Origin of the sequence: Emticicia sp. 21SJ11W-3 (assembly GCF_024138715.1) — a bacterium.
Taxonomy (GTDB): Bacteria; Bacteroidota; Bacteroidia; order Cytophagales; family Spirosomataceae; genus Emticicia; species Emticicia fluvialis.
The window spans coordinates 2,296,075-2,312,734 of sequence record NZ_CP092074.1; the positions used below are offsets into that span (position 1 = coordinate 2,296,075).

The 16,660-nt window shown below is 41.6% G+C and carries 14 protein-coding genes and 1 other RNA gene; 6 read left to right on the forward strand and 9 right to left on the reverse strand.

Annotated features, from left to right (window positions below):
- Nucleotides 1–3: 3 nt before the first annotated feature.
- From MB380_RS09705 to MB380_RS09715, 3 genes are all read right to left on the reverse strand, one after another.
- Nucleotides 4–1,722, reverse strand: coding sequence for a GMC oxidoreductase (locus MB380_RS09705; RefSeq protein WP_253535001.1), 1,719 nt, complete (start codon nucleotides 1,720–1,722; stop codon nucleotides 4–6).
- Nucleotides 1,723–1,770: 48 nt separating this feature from the next.
- Nucleotides 1,771–2,289: a gluconate 2-dehydrogenase subunit 3 family protein gene (locus MB380_RS09710; RefSeq protein ID WP_253535002.1), complete on the reverse strand. Its 519-nt coding sequence runs from the start codon at nucleotides 2,287–2,289 to the stop codon at nucleotides 1,771–1,773.
- Nucleotides 2,290–2,392: 103 nt separating this feature from the next.
- Nucleotides 2,393–3,721, reverse strand: a complete 1,329-nt coding sequence (locus MB380_RS09715; RefSeq protein WP_253535004.1) for a DEAD/DEAH box helicase — start codon at nucleotides 3,719–3,721, stop codon at nucleotides 2,393–2,395.
- A gap of 220 nt (nucleotides 3,722–3,941) precedes the next feature.
- On the opposite strand from MB380_RS09715, the gene MB380_RS09720 reads away from it, so the two are divergent.
- Nucleotides 3,942–4,943 (forward strand): amidohydrolase family protein, encoded by a 1,002-nt coding sequence (locus MB380_RS09720; RefSeq protein WP_253535006.1) that lies wholly within the window; start codon nucleotides 3,942–3,944, stop codon nucleotides 4,941–4,943.
- Nucleotides 4,944–5,009: 66 nt separating this feature from the next.
- Here the strand turns inward: MB380_RS09720 and MB380_RS09725 are convergent, their stop codons facing one another.
- On the reverse strand, nucleotides 5,010–5,456 hold the full coding sequence (locus tag MB380_RS09725; protein ID WP_253535007.1) for a DUF2059 domain-containing protein: 447 nt from the start codon (nucleotides 5,454–5,456) through the stop codon (nucleotides 5,010–5,012).
- A 296-nt stretch (nucleotides 5,457–5,752) separates the two neighbouring features.
- Here MB380_RS09725 and MB380_RS09730 point away from each other — a divergent pair, with 296 nt between their 5' ends.
- Nucleotides 5,753–6,964, forward strand: a complete 1,212-nt coding sequence (locus tag MB380_RS09730) for a nucleotidyltransferase family protein (RefSeq protein ID WP_253535009.1) — start codon at nucleotides 5,753–5,755, stop codon at nucleotides 6,962–6,964.
- A gap of 49 nt (nucleotides 6,965–7,013) precedes the next feature.
- Here the strand turns inward: MB380_RS09730 and ssrA are convergent.
- Together ssrA and MB380_RS09740 are read right to left on the reverse strand one after the other, a co-directional pair.
- Nucleotides 7,014–7,387, reverse strand: a transfer-messenger RNA (tmRNA) gene (gene ssrA / locus MB380_RS09735).
- 125 nt (nucleotides 7,388–7,512) lie between these two features.
- Entirely contained in the window at nucleotides 7,513–9,624 is a 2,112-nt protein-coding gene (locus MB380_RS09740; protein ID WP_253535011.1) for a Tex family protein, read from the reverse strand.
- 151 nt (nucleotides 9,625–9,775) lie between these two features.
- Between MB380_RS09740 and MB380_RS09745 the strand changes: the two genes are divergently transcribed.
- Nucleotides 9,776–10,201, forward strand: coding sequence for a hypothetical protein (locus MB380_RS09745; protein WP_253535014.1), 426 nt, complete (start codon nucleotides 9,776–9,778; stop codon nucleotides 10,199–10,201).
- A 115-nt stretch (nucleotides 10,202–10,316) separates the two neighbouring features.
- The gene (locus MB380_RS09750; RefSeq protein WP_253535016.1) at nucleotides 10,317–11,540 is read left to right on the forward strand and encodes an NAD(P)/FAD-dependent oxidoreductase; all 1,224 of its coding nucleotides are present in this window, start codon (nucleotides 10,317–10,319) and stop codon (nucleotides 11,538–11,540) included.
- Here MB380_RS09750 and MB380_RS09755 read toward each other — a convergent pair.
- Entirely contained in the window at nucleotides 11,535–11,954 is a 420-nt protein-coding gene (locus MB380_RS09755) for a DUF1801 domain-containing protein (RefSeq protein ID WP_253535018.1), read from the reverse strand. The genes MB380_RS09750 and MB380_RS09755 overlap by 6 nt on opposite strands.
- Nucleotides 11,932–13,323 carry a sodium:solute symporter family protein gene (locus MB380_RS09760; RefSeq protein ID WP_253535021.1) on the reverse strand — a complete coding sequence of 464 codons (1,392 nt, stop codon included), beginning with the start codon at nucleotides 13,321–13,323 and terminating at the stop codon, nucleotides 11,932–11,934. Before MB380_RS09760 ends, MB380_RS09755 begins: the two co-directional genes overlap by 23 nt.
- A gap of 234 nt (nucleotides 13,324–13,557) precedes the next feature.
- Here MB380_RS09760 and MB380_RS09765 point away from each other — a divergent pair, with 234 nt between their 5' ends.
- A complete protein-coding gene (locus tag MB380_RS09765) occupies nucleotides 13,558–14,391 on the forward strand; it encodes a tyrosine-type recombinase/integrase (protein ID WP_253535024.1) in 834 nt (277 codons plus the stop codon).
- 49 nt (nucleotides 14,392–14,440) lie between these two features.
- Here MB380_RS09765 and pdxA read toward each other — a convergent pair whose 3' ends face one another.
- Nucleotides 14,441–15,517, reverse strand: coding sequence for a 4-hydroxythreonine-4-phosphate dehydrogenase PdxA (gene pdxA, locus MB380_RS09770; RefSeq protein ID WP_253535027.1), 1,077 nt, complete (start codon nucleotides 15,515–15,517; stop codon nucleotides 14,441–14,443).
- 170 nt (nucleotides 15,518–15,687) lie between these two features.
- Here pdxA and MB380_RS09775 point away from each other — a divergent pair, with 170 nt between their 5' ends.
- Complete coding sequence (locus MB380_RS09775; RefSeq protein ID WP_310587379.1) at nucleotides 15,688–16,644, forward strand: NAD(P)-dependent oxidoreductase; 957 nt, start codon at nucleotides 15,688–15,690, stop codon at nucleotides 16,642–16,644.
- Nucleotides 16,645–16,660 lie beyond the last annotated feature (16 nt).

The window sequence follows — 16,660 nt, forward strand, 5'->3', positions numbered from 1 at the left end:
GTATTATAAATTTCCTTTCTTAAACTCTTTCACTGCGTAGTCTGCTGCACGGGCTGTGATAGCCATAAAGGTAAGCGACGGGTTTTGTGTTGAGTTAGACGTCATACAGGCGCCATCGGTAACAAAAACGTTTTTACAATGGTGCATCTGGTTCCATTTATTCAGTAATGACGTTTTCTCGTCTTTGCCCATCCTTACGCCACCCATTTCGTGAATATCAAGCCCCGGAGCCTTTTTAGGGTTGTCATTGGTTCTGATATTCTTGAAACCGGCCAGCGTGAGCATTTCTGTCATTTGCTCGTGGAAATCCTTAATCATCTTCTCGTCGTTGTCGTCATAGGCAACAGACGTACGAATCAGCGGTATTCCCCATGCATCTTTCTGGTCTTTATCAAGGGTTACAAAATTACTTTCTTTTGGTATGGTTTCGCCCATCATGTGCGAGCCCACACGCCAGTTGCCGTATTTACGGTTGAAAAGACTAGTTTTCAGGTCTTCACCTATACCACTGTTATCGGTGTATTCCATACGGCTACCGCTGAAACCGGCTGCATAACCCCGAAGAAAGTCGGTCTCCTGTTTGAAAACGTTCCGGAAACGCGGAATATAACTACCATTCGGACGGATACCTTCTGTTTTTGTATCCAGGAATCCCTCATATTCAGCTGATATAGTAGTACGGAAATTATGGAAGGCTATATATTTACCCAATAAACCGTTATCATTGCCTAATCCATTAGGGAAACGGCTTGAGATTGAGTTTAGTAAAATGAGGTTGGTATTGATAGTAGCCGCATTTACAAAAATAACCCGGGCATAGTACTCGGTCATTTGCTTGGTATGTGCATCAACCACTCTTACGCCGGTTGCCTTGTTTTTCTTTTCATCGAAAATGATTGAATGCACCACAGAGTCTGGTCTTAATGTCAGTTTTCCGGTTTTGGCTGCCCAGGGAAGGGTAGAAGAGTTACTGCTGAAATAGCCGCCATAAGGGCAGCCACGCTGGCACAGCGAACGGTTCTGGCATTGCCCGCGGCCTTGTTGCAGGTGTATGGGTTGCGGCTTGGTAAGGTGTGCACAACGGCCAATAATAACCGGCCGCGCTCCTTTATAATGTTTGGCCATTTCGTTGGTAAAGTGTTTTTCAACACATGATTGCTCATGCGGTGGTAAAAACTCACCGTCAGGTAATTGTGGCAGGCCGTCTTTATTGCCCGATATCCCAGCAAATTTCTCTACATAGCTGTACCAAGGTGCTATGTCTGCGTATCTGATAGGCCAGTCGACGGCGAAACCATCACGTGCGGGGCCATCAAAATCATATTCCGACCACCGCTGGGTTCCTCTGGCCCACATCAGCGATTTCCCACCTACCTGATACCCGCGTATCCAGTCGAAGGGTTTGTCTTGTATATATGGGTGTTCGTTATCTTTTACAAAAAAATGGGCGGCATCTTCATTGAAAGCGTAGCAGCGGCTGGCGATTGGGTTGGCATCTTTCAGCGCTTTGGGAATCTGGCCCAGATGCTCAAACTCCCAGGGCTGCATCATGGTGGTAGGGTAGTCGGTTACGTGCTTTACGTCTCGCCCTCTTTCAAGTACCAGCGTTCTCAGACCTTTTCCTGTTAATTCTTTGGCAGCCCAGCCTCCGCTGATACCAGAGCCAACCACGATTGCGTCAAAGGTGCGGTCTTTGACAGAATCAATATTCAAATATGACATAATAGCTTATAGTGTATGAATAGATTGTAATAATTGTTGTACTTCGGTTTATGCTTTTACAGGCACACAACCATGATAGAAACCCGGAGCCATGTTAAATTTGATAACATTTACCATATAAAATTCAGAATTGGTGTATCCCTGAATGGTAAGCCGTTTAATGGTATTGGCAAATGTTTTTGAGGTAGTGTCTGATGAATTAAGCATCTGTGTGAACAGTGCTTTTTTCTGGTTTGAATCTAACGCTGTGAAGGATTTCTGGTAGGTTTGCTGTGCCAGTGCCTCGGTGGCTTTCAAACCGTCTTTCAGGTTTTTCTGTGCTGCTTCTCCGTAGCAATCGTTAATCATTCTTAGGGCAAACTGGTGCACTTTTAAAGATTTGGCTCCTGGTGTAGATGTTTCCGGAATAATGGTTTCAACGATTTCGCCCAATAGTGCTTCATCATCAAATGGTAAGTTAGAGGTTGTGCCGATTGACTCGGGTGTCCAGCCTGATGCCCACGAAGGCAGCGAAACCAGACCACCAAATGCCAGCGACAAGTTTTTAATTGCATTGCGCCTTTGCATAATTATTCAAATATTTAATTGTCGTAAAACTATACAAACTTAGATATTAAAATTGAATAATGCCACCGGCCAATGCTAATAAAATGAGAATAGGTAAAAATACTTAATTTCTTGAACGCTTCTCGTACGACTTCCCGTACTTCTTTTTCTTTTCGGCTTCGTAGTCGCGCCGCACATTTGTTTTCCTGTTTTTCTCTGCTTTTTCATGAAAAGCCGGCCCGATATCTTCTTTTTTTACCCTTTTCAGTGCAGGTTCTTTCATAAAAACCCTGGGTTTTTCATCTTCTGTCAACTTGTCTGAAATTTCCAGTTGCTCAGGCAAAGGCAGCATGGGTATCTGGTAATTCATCAGTTGTTCAATGGCTTCTCTGGCTTCCAAATCCTTCTCGATAAAGAAACTGATGGCTATACCTTTTTTATCCTGCCGGCCTGTCCGGCCAATACGGTGAATATAACTTTCTGGCACTTCAGGCACATCGAAATTAATCACATGCGATACCTCCGAAATATCAAGCCCGCGCGAAACCAGATCGGTGGCAATCAGTATACGGTAAGCGCCAGTCTGAAACTTCTGAATGGTATCAAAACGATTATTCTGCGATTTGTTTGAGTGGATAACCCCAATCCCAGGCGAGAACTCATTTTCCAGTTCTTCAAAAAGCTGGTCAGCCAGTTGTTTAGTAGCCACAAAAATCAATACTTTGGCGGCTTCCTCTCTTTTGGCAATCAGTAGTTCAAGCAGGTTGACCTTTGTATAGAAGTTAGGCAATTGATAGCCTGACTGTGCTATGTTTTCCAGCGGTGTGCCTGCCGGAGCTGCCTCAATGCGTACAGGCAGATTAAAATACGTTTGTATAATTTCTTCTACTTCCTCGGTCAACGTGGCCGAAAACAAAAGATTCTGGCGTTTAGCGGGCAGTAAATCAAGAATGTTAATCAGTTGAGGCCTGAAACCCAGGTTCAGCATTTCATCAACTTCATCAATTACCAGTTTCTTAATCGACTTTGATTTTACAATACCAGCAGCCAGTAAATCTATTAATCTGCCCGGGGTACCTACCAGCACATCTACTCCGTTGGCCAGTTCTGCCACCTGCTGTTTAATGTTTACCCCTCCGTAAACACCCACAACCTGCACACTCTGGTATTTACTTAATTGCTCAACGGCTTCAACTACCTGAGTAACCAGCTCTCGTGTAGGTACTACCACCAGTATTTGAGGGTTTTTCTCTTTCGAAAACTGATATTGTCTTAGGCATGGCAACAAATAGGCAAAAGTTTTACCTGTGCCGGTTTGAGCAATACCGCATACATCCTGCCCCGACATCACTACCGAGAAAGCCTTTTGCTGAATAGTAGTTGGTTTGGTGTAACCTAAATCGTTTAAGGCGTTTAGTATGGGTTTATTCAGATTTAATTCTTCGAAAGTCATTATTGAAAAAAATTATGGGTCTTGGATTAAGACCTATGGGTACCCCGCTCAATTTTATTAGCAAAGGTGAACAAAATTAACGCCTTTTGCTGAAAAGAAGTTTCAAATTTGAAATATAAGTAGATTCGCCCTTTGATAGACAATGTCCGGGTTTCTGTCGACTGTTATTTGACTTATGATGGCTTTGCTGTTATTTTAAGCCTTTAAACAATAAAAAACTATGATGAAACAATTCTCTGTTAAACAAAATCTCCTTTTTGTTTTGGTGGCTGCTTTGGTCGGTTTTCAGACCCATGCACAGGAAACCAAAAAACGCCCGCCTATTATTGATGTACACGTGCATGCCATGAAGGTAAACCCTGCCTTTGCCAACGACCTTTGCCCCTGGTTTCTTAAAAATATGCCAGGCAGTGACCCTAAACAACCTGCACCGTCTTTCCTGAGCAATGGTTGTGCCGACCCATTGAAAGCCGCCAAGTCTGACAAAGAAATGAAGGATGCACTCTTGGCTACAGCCGAACGCCTGAATGTAATTATGGTAGCCAGTGGTGATGTAGGCGTTTTGCACGACTGGCACAAGGCTGCACCAAACCGAATTATTCCGTCTATTGGTATCAGTAATGCTAATGAAATGACTGTAAAGGCTTTTGAAGATTCACTGACGAAAGGCTTTTACAAAGTTATGGGAGAGGTAGCGCCACAGTATCAGGGTATGTCGCCTAGTGATATGAGTCTGGATGAATATTTTGGTGTGGCCGAAAAACTGGGCGTGCCAGTAGGTATACACATGGGTACAGGGGGCAATGGGATGGCGAATATCACCGCGCCTAAATACCGGGCTTCATTAGGCCGCCCGTTTTTATTGGAAGATATGCTGGCCCGCCACCCGAAACTGAAAATTTGGGTGATGCACGCCGGGTACCCGATGATTGACGAAATGATTGCCCTGATGGGCGCCAACGCTTATGTATATGTTGATTTAGCCGGATTTATCTGGAGCTACCCGCTTGAGGAAGTCCATGCCTATCTGCAACGCTTGATTCAGGCAGGATTCGGCAAACGCATTATGTATGGTACAGACCTGATGGTTTGGCCTAAATTACTCGAGACCTCAATAAACGTAATTGAAAGTGCCAATTATTTGTCAGAAGACCAAAAAAGAGACATTTTCTTTAACAACGCCGCCCGGTTCTTTAACCTTGACGTTAATAAGTATAAGTAATTTTGAACAATAAGCATAAACCCAATGACCTGCCATAAGACAGGTCGTTGGGTTTATGGTAAATAATTAGTTAGTATTTGCCTGCTTCTTCTGCATTTTTTCATAAACCTTTATACCCATCTTTTGCCCCCATTCTCTACCAGCGTTCATAGATTCTGTTAGCAGCATAGGTGTTTTTTCAACCAATTTTTTCCCGGTAGGGGTCTCATAAAATATAATCATGTCCCGTATTTCCTGATGAGAAAAATGTTTATCATAGATTGGTATATAGAGTTCAACAAATTCCTGATAATTGATTTCTTTTTTGAATTCATCAAGAAAACCTTCCGGTAAGTTATTGTTGGCTGTTGAATTTTTCATCGAATTGACCATGTTTTCAATGGTTACTTTAACAGCATTAATCGCACCGCTTACTACCAGAAAATGCTTTATGTCTTTGATTTTTGCTTCATTGTTTTGTGCCAAAGATGCAAACGAAACGAATAAAAAGAGGAGAGTAAGTGATTTTTTCATTTTTTGAAGATTTGAGTGTTAACAGCTAAAAGTGATATAATTTTTGTAATAGTAACCTATTTTTTGTTCTTCAGCAAAATTTCAGAAAAGTATTTTAAGTGTGTTTTCTAAATGGCAAAAGACCATAAACAAGGTAAGCACTATATGAATGGCTTCATTAAAGATATGTAATCTCTTCTTCAATTTATCTGCTATTTTCGTTTACTTTGAATATATTTTCAATGGGAATCGCACCAAAACTTATTTCGTGACTTTAACTGCACCCTCAGTTATATAGATTTATAGCAAAACTTAATATGGATAAACGTACAAAACAATTTACGTTAGAGCTGCTGATTTTGATAGAGGCAATTAAATTGACGCTTTTAAAAGAAAATTCCACCTATTTTGAAAACCTGATTAATGACCCTAAAGTTAACTGGACACGCCTGCATGGACTGGCTTTTTACCATCGCATACGTCCATTTTTATATGAAGCCTGCCGCAGGGTAGGTATTCAGAACGAATACGTGGATAATCTGAAGAGATTTACACACCAACAGGTTATTAACCACCTGGCAAGTAGAAAAGAACTGGGTAGGATTCTTCATTTTTTTAGTGAAAATAATGTTCAAGCCATACCTTATAAAGGTATTTTGTTTTCAGAGAAAATCTATAAAAACCAAATTGTAAGAGAAAGTGTAGATGTAGATATAATCGTAAAGCCTGAACACGCCATGAAAGGCGTTAAGTTGCTTCTGGAAGATGGGTACATATTAAGTCTGGGTCATTATAACCAGAAAGATTCTGTTGAAATAAATGACGAACTGATAAATGAGCTGCTGACACGCAATGAAAATCAGGAAATTGGTTTTGATAAAATTTTTGGCCCTGCCGTCAGAGTACATATTGATTACCACTGGTCGATAAGTGAAAAATTTCATGATTATGTATTGGAGGTAGATGATATGCTTAGCAAGTCTGTGGTTGAAAACTTCCAGAATCAGCAATTACTGGTACCCAATTCTGAAATTATTTTCAAGATGATTATGAATCACCACGGAGGCAGGGGGTGCTGGGTAAGGTTAAAAGATTTTTGTGACCTGATTGCTTACCGGAATAGTTTCCCTGAACATGATGACCAAGTTTTAAGTAATTGGTCGGCCGAGATGAAGATGCGGAAGGTGTTTGAAGTGGGTAATGCCATTATGAATAATCTGTTTTTTGAGCCTGCAAATTTCAACAGTTTTGAACAGCAGATACAACAAAGAATTTTTGATTTCTGGGAGGCAGGCAAGCACTATGACCGCGTATGGCCTAAATTCAAATATAATATTATCTATAAAAACCTGCAAGATAAACCCCTCAGCTGGATAGGCCTAATCAACAAATTGGTTCAGTTTTATTCTGTAACCAGTAAACTTGAGCGGCCCAGGTTAATTGTTTTTCCGGATAGATACATTTATCTGAACGCATTTACAAAGTTCGTATCCTATCTGTGGTTCAGGGCAAAATCAAAGAAGAACTAAGTTTTTTTACTGGCTGAAAAAAGAAAAAGCACCTTTAAAGGTGCTTTTTTTGTGGAGACGCAGAGAGTCGAACTCTGGTCCGAACATGGCACTTGTCGAGCCTTCTACATGTTTATTCGGTCTTAATTTTCGAGAAAAGGTAGGTGTCCGACATACCGGATCTTTTCCTTAGAAACCTAAATACTAATCAAGAACAAGTTCCCCGCACTTAATCGCCTCTGCAGGTCGACACTCCGGAATCCCCGCGGCAGAGGTTAGCCAGGGCGGAATGTGGCTAAAAGTTTAATTCACTCCGGAATTAAGCAGCCATGGCATACGAAGTATTGCCAGTTATTGTTCGGAAGAATTTTTAACAGGAGGTTCTACCAACTCCTGACATGCTTTTACTCGCAACCACTCACGCCGTCAAAACCGGTCGTCCCCATGGTCATTATAAGACAAAAAAAATTTATGAAAAGTTCGTGCCATTAAGAAATTATTGTTCACCAGGGGGAACCAATCAATCATACTTTTAAAACATATTTATTCGTTCCGCCTGGGTAATGGCATCAGAACTTCATGCTCAGGGCAATACGTTTACGGGGTATGTCTACTTCTGTTACTTTCACCTGCACTTTCTGATGCACCTTTACTACTTCATTGGGGTCTTTAATAAAACGGTTGGCCATTTGTGAAACATGCACCAGCCCGTCCTGATGCACTCCTATATCAACAAAGCACCCGAACGCCGTTATATTGGTTACAATACCGGGTAACACCATACCTTCTTTCAAGTCATCTATTTTGTGTACATCAGCCGAAAACTCAAACTCTTCTAATGCCTCGCGGGGGTCTCTGCCTGGTTTTTGTAGTTCAGATAAAATATCGTTCAGTGTAGGCAAACCCACAGTTGGGGTTACATAGTTATTCAGGTTTATTTTCGATTTTATGCTTGCATTATTTATCAGGTCAGACACCTTCAAGCCTAAATCTTTAGCCATTTTCTCAACAATCGGGTAGGTTTCCGGATGCACTGCCGAGTTATCCAACGGGTTTTTTGCACCATTAATACGCAAAAAACCTGCACATTGCTCAAATGCTTTAGCGCCTAGACGAGGTACTTTTTTCAATTCGGCTCTTGACCCAAATGCACCATTCTGCGCGCGGTACTCAACAATGTTCTGAGCCAGAGCAGGGCCCAGACCAGATACATAGCTAAGCAAATGCTTACTGGCAGTGTTGAGTTCTACACCCACCAGATTCACGCAGCTTTCAACCACTGAATCCAGACTTTCTTTCAGCATTTTCTGCTCAACGTCGTGCTGGTATTGACCGACTCCGATTGACTTGGGGTCAATTTTAACCAGTTCGGCAAGTGGGTCCATTAATCGCCGGCCAATAGAAACTGCGCCACGTACTGTTACATCTTTTTTAGGAAACTCATCTCGTGCAATTTCAGAAGCCGAATAGATAGAAGCCCCTTGTTCAGACACCACATGCACCTGTATTTTATCCAGCTTTAATGATTTCACAAAACCCTCGGTCTCACGGCTGGCAGTACCGTTACCAATGGCAATGGCCTGTATTTTATAATCAATCACCAGTTTTTTTACCATTCCTTCGGCCTCCATTTTCTTATCGAACGGATATATAACCGTGTCGTAAATCAAATCGCCCTGCTCGTTCAAAACCACAGTTTTACAGCCTGTTCTGAAACCCGGGTCAATGGCCAGCACACGCTTTTGCCCAAGCGGAGACGCCAGAAGCAATTGCCGTAAATTGCCTGTAAATATCTTGATGGCCTCTGCATCTGCTTTTTGTTTCGAGAGGTTCGAAAACTCCGTTTCAATACTAGGTTTCAGCAATCGGTTATAAGAATCTGTGATGGCATCAGCCACCTGATCTTTGGCTTCAGGCAAGCCTCGCAGATAAATTCTGTCAAGGGCATCTACACCGCGTTCTTCATCTATTGATATAACAACAGACAATATTCCCTCTTCTTCGCCTCGCCTGATGGCCAGCAAACGATGAGATGGAATGCGCGATAATGGTTCTGAAAACTCGAAATAATCCTGATATTTGGCTCCTTCTTCCTTTTTGCCCTTTTTTACTTTGGCTGTAACAATGGCTTCCCGGTCAAATATCTTCCTCACGGCATTTCTCGCTTGTATGTCTTCATTAATCCATTCGGCCATTATATCTCTTGCACCTTGCAGGGCATCATTAATGCTTTCAACTTTATCGTTCAGGTATTTTTCGGCTATGGCTTCAATGTTACGGTCTTTTTGCGCAAATATGATTTTTGCCAGCGGTTCCAGACCTTTTTCAATAGCCATGGTGGCACGTGTTTTTCGCTTTTGTTTATAAGGCAGGTATAAATCTTCCAGTTCGTTCAGATACAAAGCATTGCGAAGCTTTTCCAACAGCTCTGGAGTCATTTTCCCCTGTTCTTCAATCGACTTAATAATGGCCTCCCGCCGCTTATCCGCCTCCTGAAATTTTCCGTACAAATCTTTCACCTGGGCTATCTGCACTTCATCCATACTACCTGTCATTTCTTTACGGTAGCGGGCAATAAAGGGTACAGTAGCGCCTTCCTCCAATAAGTTTATGGTATTGGTAACATATTTTTCAGCTGCGTTTACAGCTTGTACTATTATTTGTATTTGTTTTGTTGTCATGGTTCCAACCTTTTTATTAGAAACTGAATCCTTGAGTATAGAATCAATTCAAACACAAAAATCTATTATAAAAATGAAAATTCAACTTTTTATAGGCATCATTCTTTCCACATTATCTTTTGTAGGCTGTGAACAACAATCGGATGATGTTATGACGAAAAATTCAAAGGATTTGAATACAATGGTCATTAAGCACGGTACCTCATTTGGTATGTGCCTGGGCCCATGCAAAAGAGAATTGACATTAATGGGCGACGAAGCCTCGTTTACAATTTATTTTAACAGTGGCCGTGGTTCTCAGGGTGGTGACCCACAAACGTATAAAGAGAAACTTACTACAGATTATATGAATGAGCTGGTAAAAAGTGTTGATTTTGACCAGTTTAAAAACTTGAAAGAGGTGATTGGCTGCCCTGACTGTGCTGATGGCGGTGCTGAATGGGTTGAAATAACCATGAACGATTCGAGACATAAAGTTACATTTGAGCATGGACAAGACGTGAAAGAAATTGCGCCGCTTTTGAAAGTGCTTCGTGAAAAAAGGGAGTATTTTGAAAACAAATATGTAAAATACTGATATTATTCAGCAAGTATTTTGAAATCTGCCTTATAAACACTTGCTTTGCAGCCATTAGTCACCTTAGCTTGAATATCAGCTAAGGTGACTTTTTTTTAACCTTTTTAATTTTATCATGTACGACCTTCTCATTATTGGTGGTGGAGCAGCAGGTTTTTTTACGGCTATTAATGCTGCCGAAAAAAACAAAAACCTGCGGATTGCTATTCTGGAACGCGGCAGAGATGTTTTACAAAAAGTTAAGGTGTCTGGCGGTGGGCGTTGCAATGTAACCCACGCCTGTTTTGAGCCTTCGGCACTCATTAATTTTTACCCGAGAGGTAACCAGGAATTGCTGGAGCCCTTTAAAAGATTTAATCCGGCACACACCATTGATTGGTTTGAAAGGCGGGGAGTAAGAATAAAAAAAGAATCTGACGGACGGATGTTTCCGGTCAGTAATTCATCGCAAAGCATTATTGATTGCTTTTTAGAAGCCTGTTATAAAAACAGGATTGAAATTATTACCAATACGCGTGTTGAAAGCATTGAAAACAATGGCGGAAACTGGCAATTGAATGCCATTGGTGACAGGCAGTTTACTACAAAAAAGCTAATGATAGCCACCGGAAGCGATAGCGCTGTCTGGAAATTATTACAGAACCTGGGTATTGAAACGGTGTCGGCTGTTCCTTCTTTGTTTACTTTTAATATTAAAGACGAGCGCATACAGGATTTAATGGGTATCAGCACAGAAAATGTTATCTGCAGGCTGAACGATTCTAAAAATAAAGCACTGAATGCCTACACTTCTAATGGAGCCTTACTTATTACCCATTGGGGTTTGTCTGGCCCTGCTATTCTGAAATTGTCGGCCTGGGCTGCCCGTGACCTGCACGATGCCAACTACGAATTTAACATATCTATAAACTGGCTGGGTGCGCCGGATATTGAAAAAGTTAGGCAGCACCTACACCAGCAGATTATAAACCAGCCTAAAAAGAATGTGCTGGCTAATGCAGAGTTTGGTATGTCAATCAGGCTTTGGAAAAGCTTGTGCATGGCCGCTGGGGTAGGAGAATACCAGAAATGGGCAGAAACAGGTAAAAAACACATAGCAAAACTGGTAGAACAATTGACCGACTGCCGCTTTAGTGTTAAAGGTAAAAGTACATTTAAAGAAGAATTTGTAACAGCCGGAGGCGTTGACCTGGCAGAGGTAGATTTCAGTACTTTCAGCCTTAAAAAATATCCCAATCTATACATGGCCGGCGAGGTACTGAATATTGATGCCGTAACGGGCGGTTTTAATTTTCAGGCGGCTTGGACAGGCGCCTGGATTGCCGCACAAAGTTTATGATTTTTTCCGGCGGGCTGTCTGAAGCATATCGGTAAATACGTTTCGCTCATTCATTTCATCAAGTATCAGCGCTTCGTTTAGTATTTCAATAAAAGACTGTTTTTTGTTCTGTAAGTCGTCAATATCAGTAAAAGTGATGCCTTGTATATACTTTCTGCCTTTCGCATCTAAAAGTCCCTGCTCGTTAGATAACTGATAACCTCTCAGAAAACACAATTCCAGACCCTTTTTGGGGTGTATTTTGCCTATATAGCACACATCATGCTTCACTTTGTACATAGGGGTATTGATACTGAAATGCTCCTGCATTTTAGGATGAGCATTCATAATCAGTTCCTGAAGACCTGCAATCAATTTGCCAATATGTGGTAGCTGATGACTTTTAAAGTCTTCAACCGACAGGTAGTTTGTCATTGGGTTTAATGAATGAACCGACGATCATTCCTGTAATACTGGCCAGCAGACCATAAATAATACCGGGTGTATCGGTCGGATAAAATTGTAAAGTAAGCCAGACGGTCATGCCCATAACCATTGAAAGTAACGCCCCTAGTGCCGACGCTCTTTTCCAGTACAGGCCACATGCCAACGGCACAAACAAAGCCACCAGACTAACGGCTGATGACTCGCCCACCAACTCATATATTTCAGCCTTGTTGAGCGATAATATAACGCTCACCATTGTAATACCAATTACTGAAAGCCGCATAATTTGCAAAAGTCTTTTGTCAGACAGCTTATGACCGTATAGAGGCTTAAGCAGGTTTTCGCCTACAACAGTTGCCGGCGCCAGCACAGCCCCACTGCATGTACTTAATATAGCAGAAAGCAAAGCCCCAAAAAAAAGTATTTGTATACCCAGGCCAGAATGACGCAGTACCAGAAACGGAATGGACATCTGGGTATCACCTGCTTTTATGTCAGGATACAGCAAACTTCCGCACAGCGCAATTACTAAAGGCATACAAGCCACGCTCATATACATAAACGCCGACCAGTACGCACCTCTTACGGCAACTTTCTCTGATTTGGCCGACAAAACCCGTTGAAAAATATCCTGCTGAGGTATCGAACCCCAGCCAATGGTTATCCAGGCAGCAAAATAGGTTATCCAACTGCTGAATGAATGCTCTTTGGGTACAAATCTGAAGAAACCCGTTGGGGTTTTGTTTATCAGTTCGCCCCAGCCGCCAATTTTACCCAAAAGCTCTAGCATTAAAATAAGCATACCTACTATAATAATGGCTGTTTGAATGGTATCTGTAATAGATACCGACCACATACCACCCACATAGGTATAAAACACAACCACCGAGGCGCATATCAAGACACCATAAACAAAGGGGATACCCGCAATGGCCTGTAAAACTATGGCAAGGGCTACTAACTGAGCAGCGATCCAACTGAAATAAGAGGGTATAAGAAAAAGTGCCGAAATCCATTCAAGGTTATTGCTGTACCTGATTCTGAAATAATCGCTGAACGTAAGAATGTTTAGTTTATAAAGCGGGCGTGCAAAAAATAAGCCTATGAGCAGTAAGCATAACGACGCCCCGAAGGGGTCTTCAATGACACCCAACAGGCCATTCTGCACAAATTCTGATGACGCCCCCATAACCGTTTCTGAGCCAAACCAGGTAGCAAACAGACCCGACGCAACCACGTAGGTTGGCATTCTGCGGCCTGCAATGGCAAAATCACTGGCTGTTTTAACAAATTTAGAGGCAAACCACCCTACAAGTACTGTTCCCAGAAGGTAAATAAAAATAAACGTTAATAGCATGCTTAGTCAGCTTTGATACGGTTGGCTTTAATCAGGTTTTGAAAATAGTAATTTTTGGAGTTCAGTGCCCGCTAATGTGGTTTTTTATTTAAAAATAATGTTTCATTTGCAAAATTTTTTAAAAAAGGCGCCTAGTTTCGTTTTTTAATATCAACTTTGTGCTTTCATCTCTGACATAGCCAAACACCACAGAGAAAAGTTTAAACCATTTCTTAATTAAAAAATTGCCCAACAGTGACCCATCTCATTGAGCGATTTACAGAAATTCTGAAGAAGGGAAAGTACAACTCCCAAACTATAGCCGCTTATAGAAACGCCATTTTTGTTTTTTACAACCATTTTCGTGACCTGCCGCAAAGCAAAATCACCGATGAACTTGTATCTAATTATCTTTTGGAACTGAGCGAAAGGAAGGGGGCCGGGTCTGAGGCTTCAAAGCAGGCAGGAAAAGCCATTAAGCTTTTTTTTGAACTGATTTTCAAGCGCAAGCTGGGAATAAAGAGTTCAGGCCGCATGAAAGAAGATACGCTGCCTGAGGTACTGACCGAGAAAGAAATTGAATGTATTATAAGCGTGCTTGATAACCCCAAGCATAAAGCTTTAATGGCCACAATTTATGCCCTTGGCTTAAAGCTGAGCGATGTGCTTGTGCTTAAAATTAATGATATTGACTGGCAGGCCCGCCATATTACCATTCCTTCTTCAAAAACAGATAAAGGCCGCAAACTCAGGATTCCCTCAAAACTGATTCCTATTCTGATTGCTTACTTTGAAAAACATAAACCTGAAGAGTTGTTATTTGTAGGCGAAAAAGGAAAAACATACAGCCCGCGTAGTGTGCAGTTGGTTTTTCAGCAGGCTTTGCAGAAAGCTAAAATTGATAAAAACGCCACGGTTCACACACTTCGCCATAGTTATGCGGTGCATTGTCTGGAACGAGGAATGGACATACACCTGCTTAAAGATATTCTGGGCCATAAGTACCTTCAAACTACTTCAATCTATTATCAACTGGCCAATATTGACCTGGCCAACCTCAGAAGCCCGTTTGAAGATCTTGAAATTTAAGGTTCTAATAAAAAACCCGATGAAACTAATTCCATCGGGTTTTTTATGCTTAATCTTCCATGCTGGCTTCTTTCAGCACTATATTTTTCTTTTTCAGCGAATTAGCCTCCAGTTCACTTAATTCAGCCCTGTTTTTGGCCACATCAACAGCCGTATAGATGGCATGAATCATAGACGACTCATCTGCCTCATTTTTTCCGGCAATATCATAGGCTGTTCCGTGGTCTGGCGATGTGCGCACTTTTGGTAGCGCGGCTGTAAAGTTTACACCGTTTTCAAATGCCAGCATCTTAAATGGCATCAGCCCCTGGTCGTGGTACATGGCCAGAACAGCATCATACTGTTTCCAGGCGGCAGTTCCGAAAAAGCCATCAGCCGGAAACGGCCCAAAAACCAACGTGCCTTTTTTCTTTAGTTCTGTTAAAGCCGGTTGTATAATTTCTTTCTCTTCATTACCCAGTAAACCGTTTTCACCCGCATGCGGATTCAGCCCCAAAACCGCAATGCGTGGTCTCTGGACACCGAAATCTCTCTTCAATGAAGTATGTATCTGCTCTATTTTCTTAATTATCAGTTCTTTGTTTATTTTTTGTTTTACCTGCTCAATAGGTACATGTCCGGTGGCTACGCCTATCTTAAGTGTTTCGCTCACCATAAACATCAAGACGTCTTCTACTTCAAATTCACTGGCCAGGTATTCAGTATGGCCAGGAAACTTAAACTCATCGCTCTGTATATTATGCTTATTAATAGGCGCTGTTACCAAAGCATCTAACTTGCCTGCTTTCAGGTCGGCCACGGCTCTTTTCAATGACTCAAACGCCAGTTTACCGGCTTCCGGCGTTACTTTACCAGGTTGTAGTTCCAGGTTCTGGTCGTTCATGCAATTAATTACATTTACCTGCTTATGGTTAATCTGGTCAATTTTCTGTATCGTAAAAAACTGCCAGTCTTTTAGTTCAAGCATTTGCCGGTACCTGTTTATGATTTTCCCTGAGCCATAAATAACAGGTGTACATATTCTGTTTAAACGATTTCCTCCAACTGCCTTCAGTATCACTTCCGGTCCGATGCCGTTCATGTCGCCGATACTAATGCCAATTACGGGTTTATGTTGTTCGCTCACTTTTCTATTGATTTAATTATTTCAATTCTTTCTTAAATGATATGTTATCGGGCAGGCGGTGGGTTTTCCGACAAATATGTATTGATTCTTGCCGATATTTGTTTGACAATATGGTTGGCAAACGTAATTTTGCCGCAATTTACTGACAAACATACGATAAAAAAAATACTGTGAATACAATTAAGCCCGGTAAGAAAGGTTCTGTTTTGATTGTGGATGAAATGCACCCGAGTATCATGCCTATGCTTGACGGTATTGGCCTGGTACCAGATTACCAGCCCAAAATAAAACGGCAGGAGATAATTACGTGTTTGGGTAATTATGTGGGCATGATAATCAGAAGCAAAACCTTTGTTGATGACGAACTACTGCAAAATGCAAATTCGCTGAAATTTATTGGCAGGGCAGGGGCGGGGCTTGATTTAATTGATGAAGAGCTGGCAAGCCAAAAAGGCATAGTAGTATTTGCAGCTAATGAAGGCAACAGGGTTGCCGTTGCCGAACATGTACTGGGTATGCTACTGGTTTTAATGAATAATCTGCTCATAGCAGACAGGCAGGTAAGAGAAGGCAGATGGCTGAGAGAAGAAAACAGAGGTTATGAGCTTTACGGAAAAACCGTAGGTATTATAGGCTATGGCAACAATGGTTCAGAAACCGCCAGAAGGTTTGCTGCTTTTGGATGCAAGGTACTGGTTTATGACAAATACAAATCGGGTTTTTCTGATGAATACATAAAGGAGGCAGCAATGGAGGCTATTTTTGCAGAGGCCGATATCTTAAGTTTGCACATACCGCTAACCCGCGAAACGTACAAAATGGTAGATAATACCTTTTTAAACAATTTTGCCAAAAGTATCTATTTTGTAAATGCAGCCAGAGGAGAAATAGTAATGCTTGATGCTATTCTGGCGGGCCTTAAATCGGGTAAAATTACAGGGGCCTGCCTCGACGTGCTTGAGAACGAAAAACTTCACCAGTTGTCAGAAGATTCGAAAGGAACTTTTGAACAGTTAATTATGTCAGACAAGGTTATTTTTACACCCCATATAGCCGGTTGGACTCACGAATCGTACATACGGATTAATGAGGTACTGATACAAAAAATAAAAGAAATGATTAAATAACCATCTATACTGATGC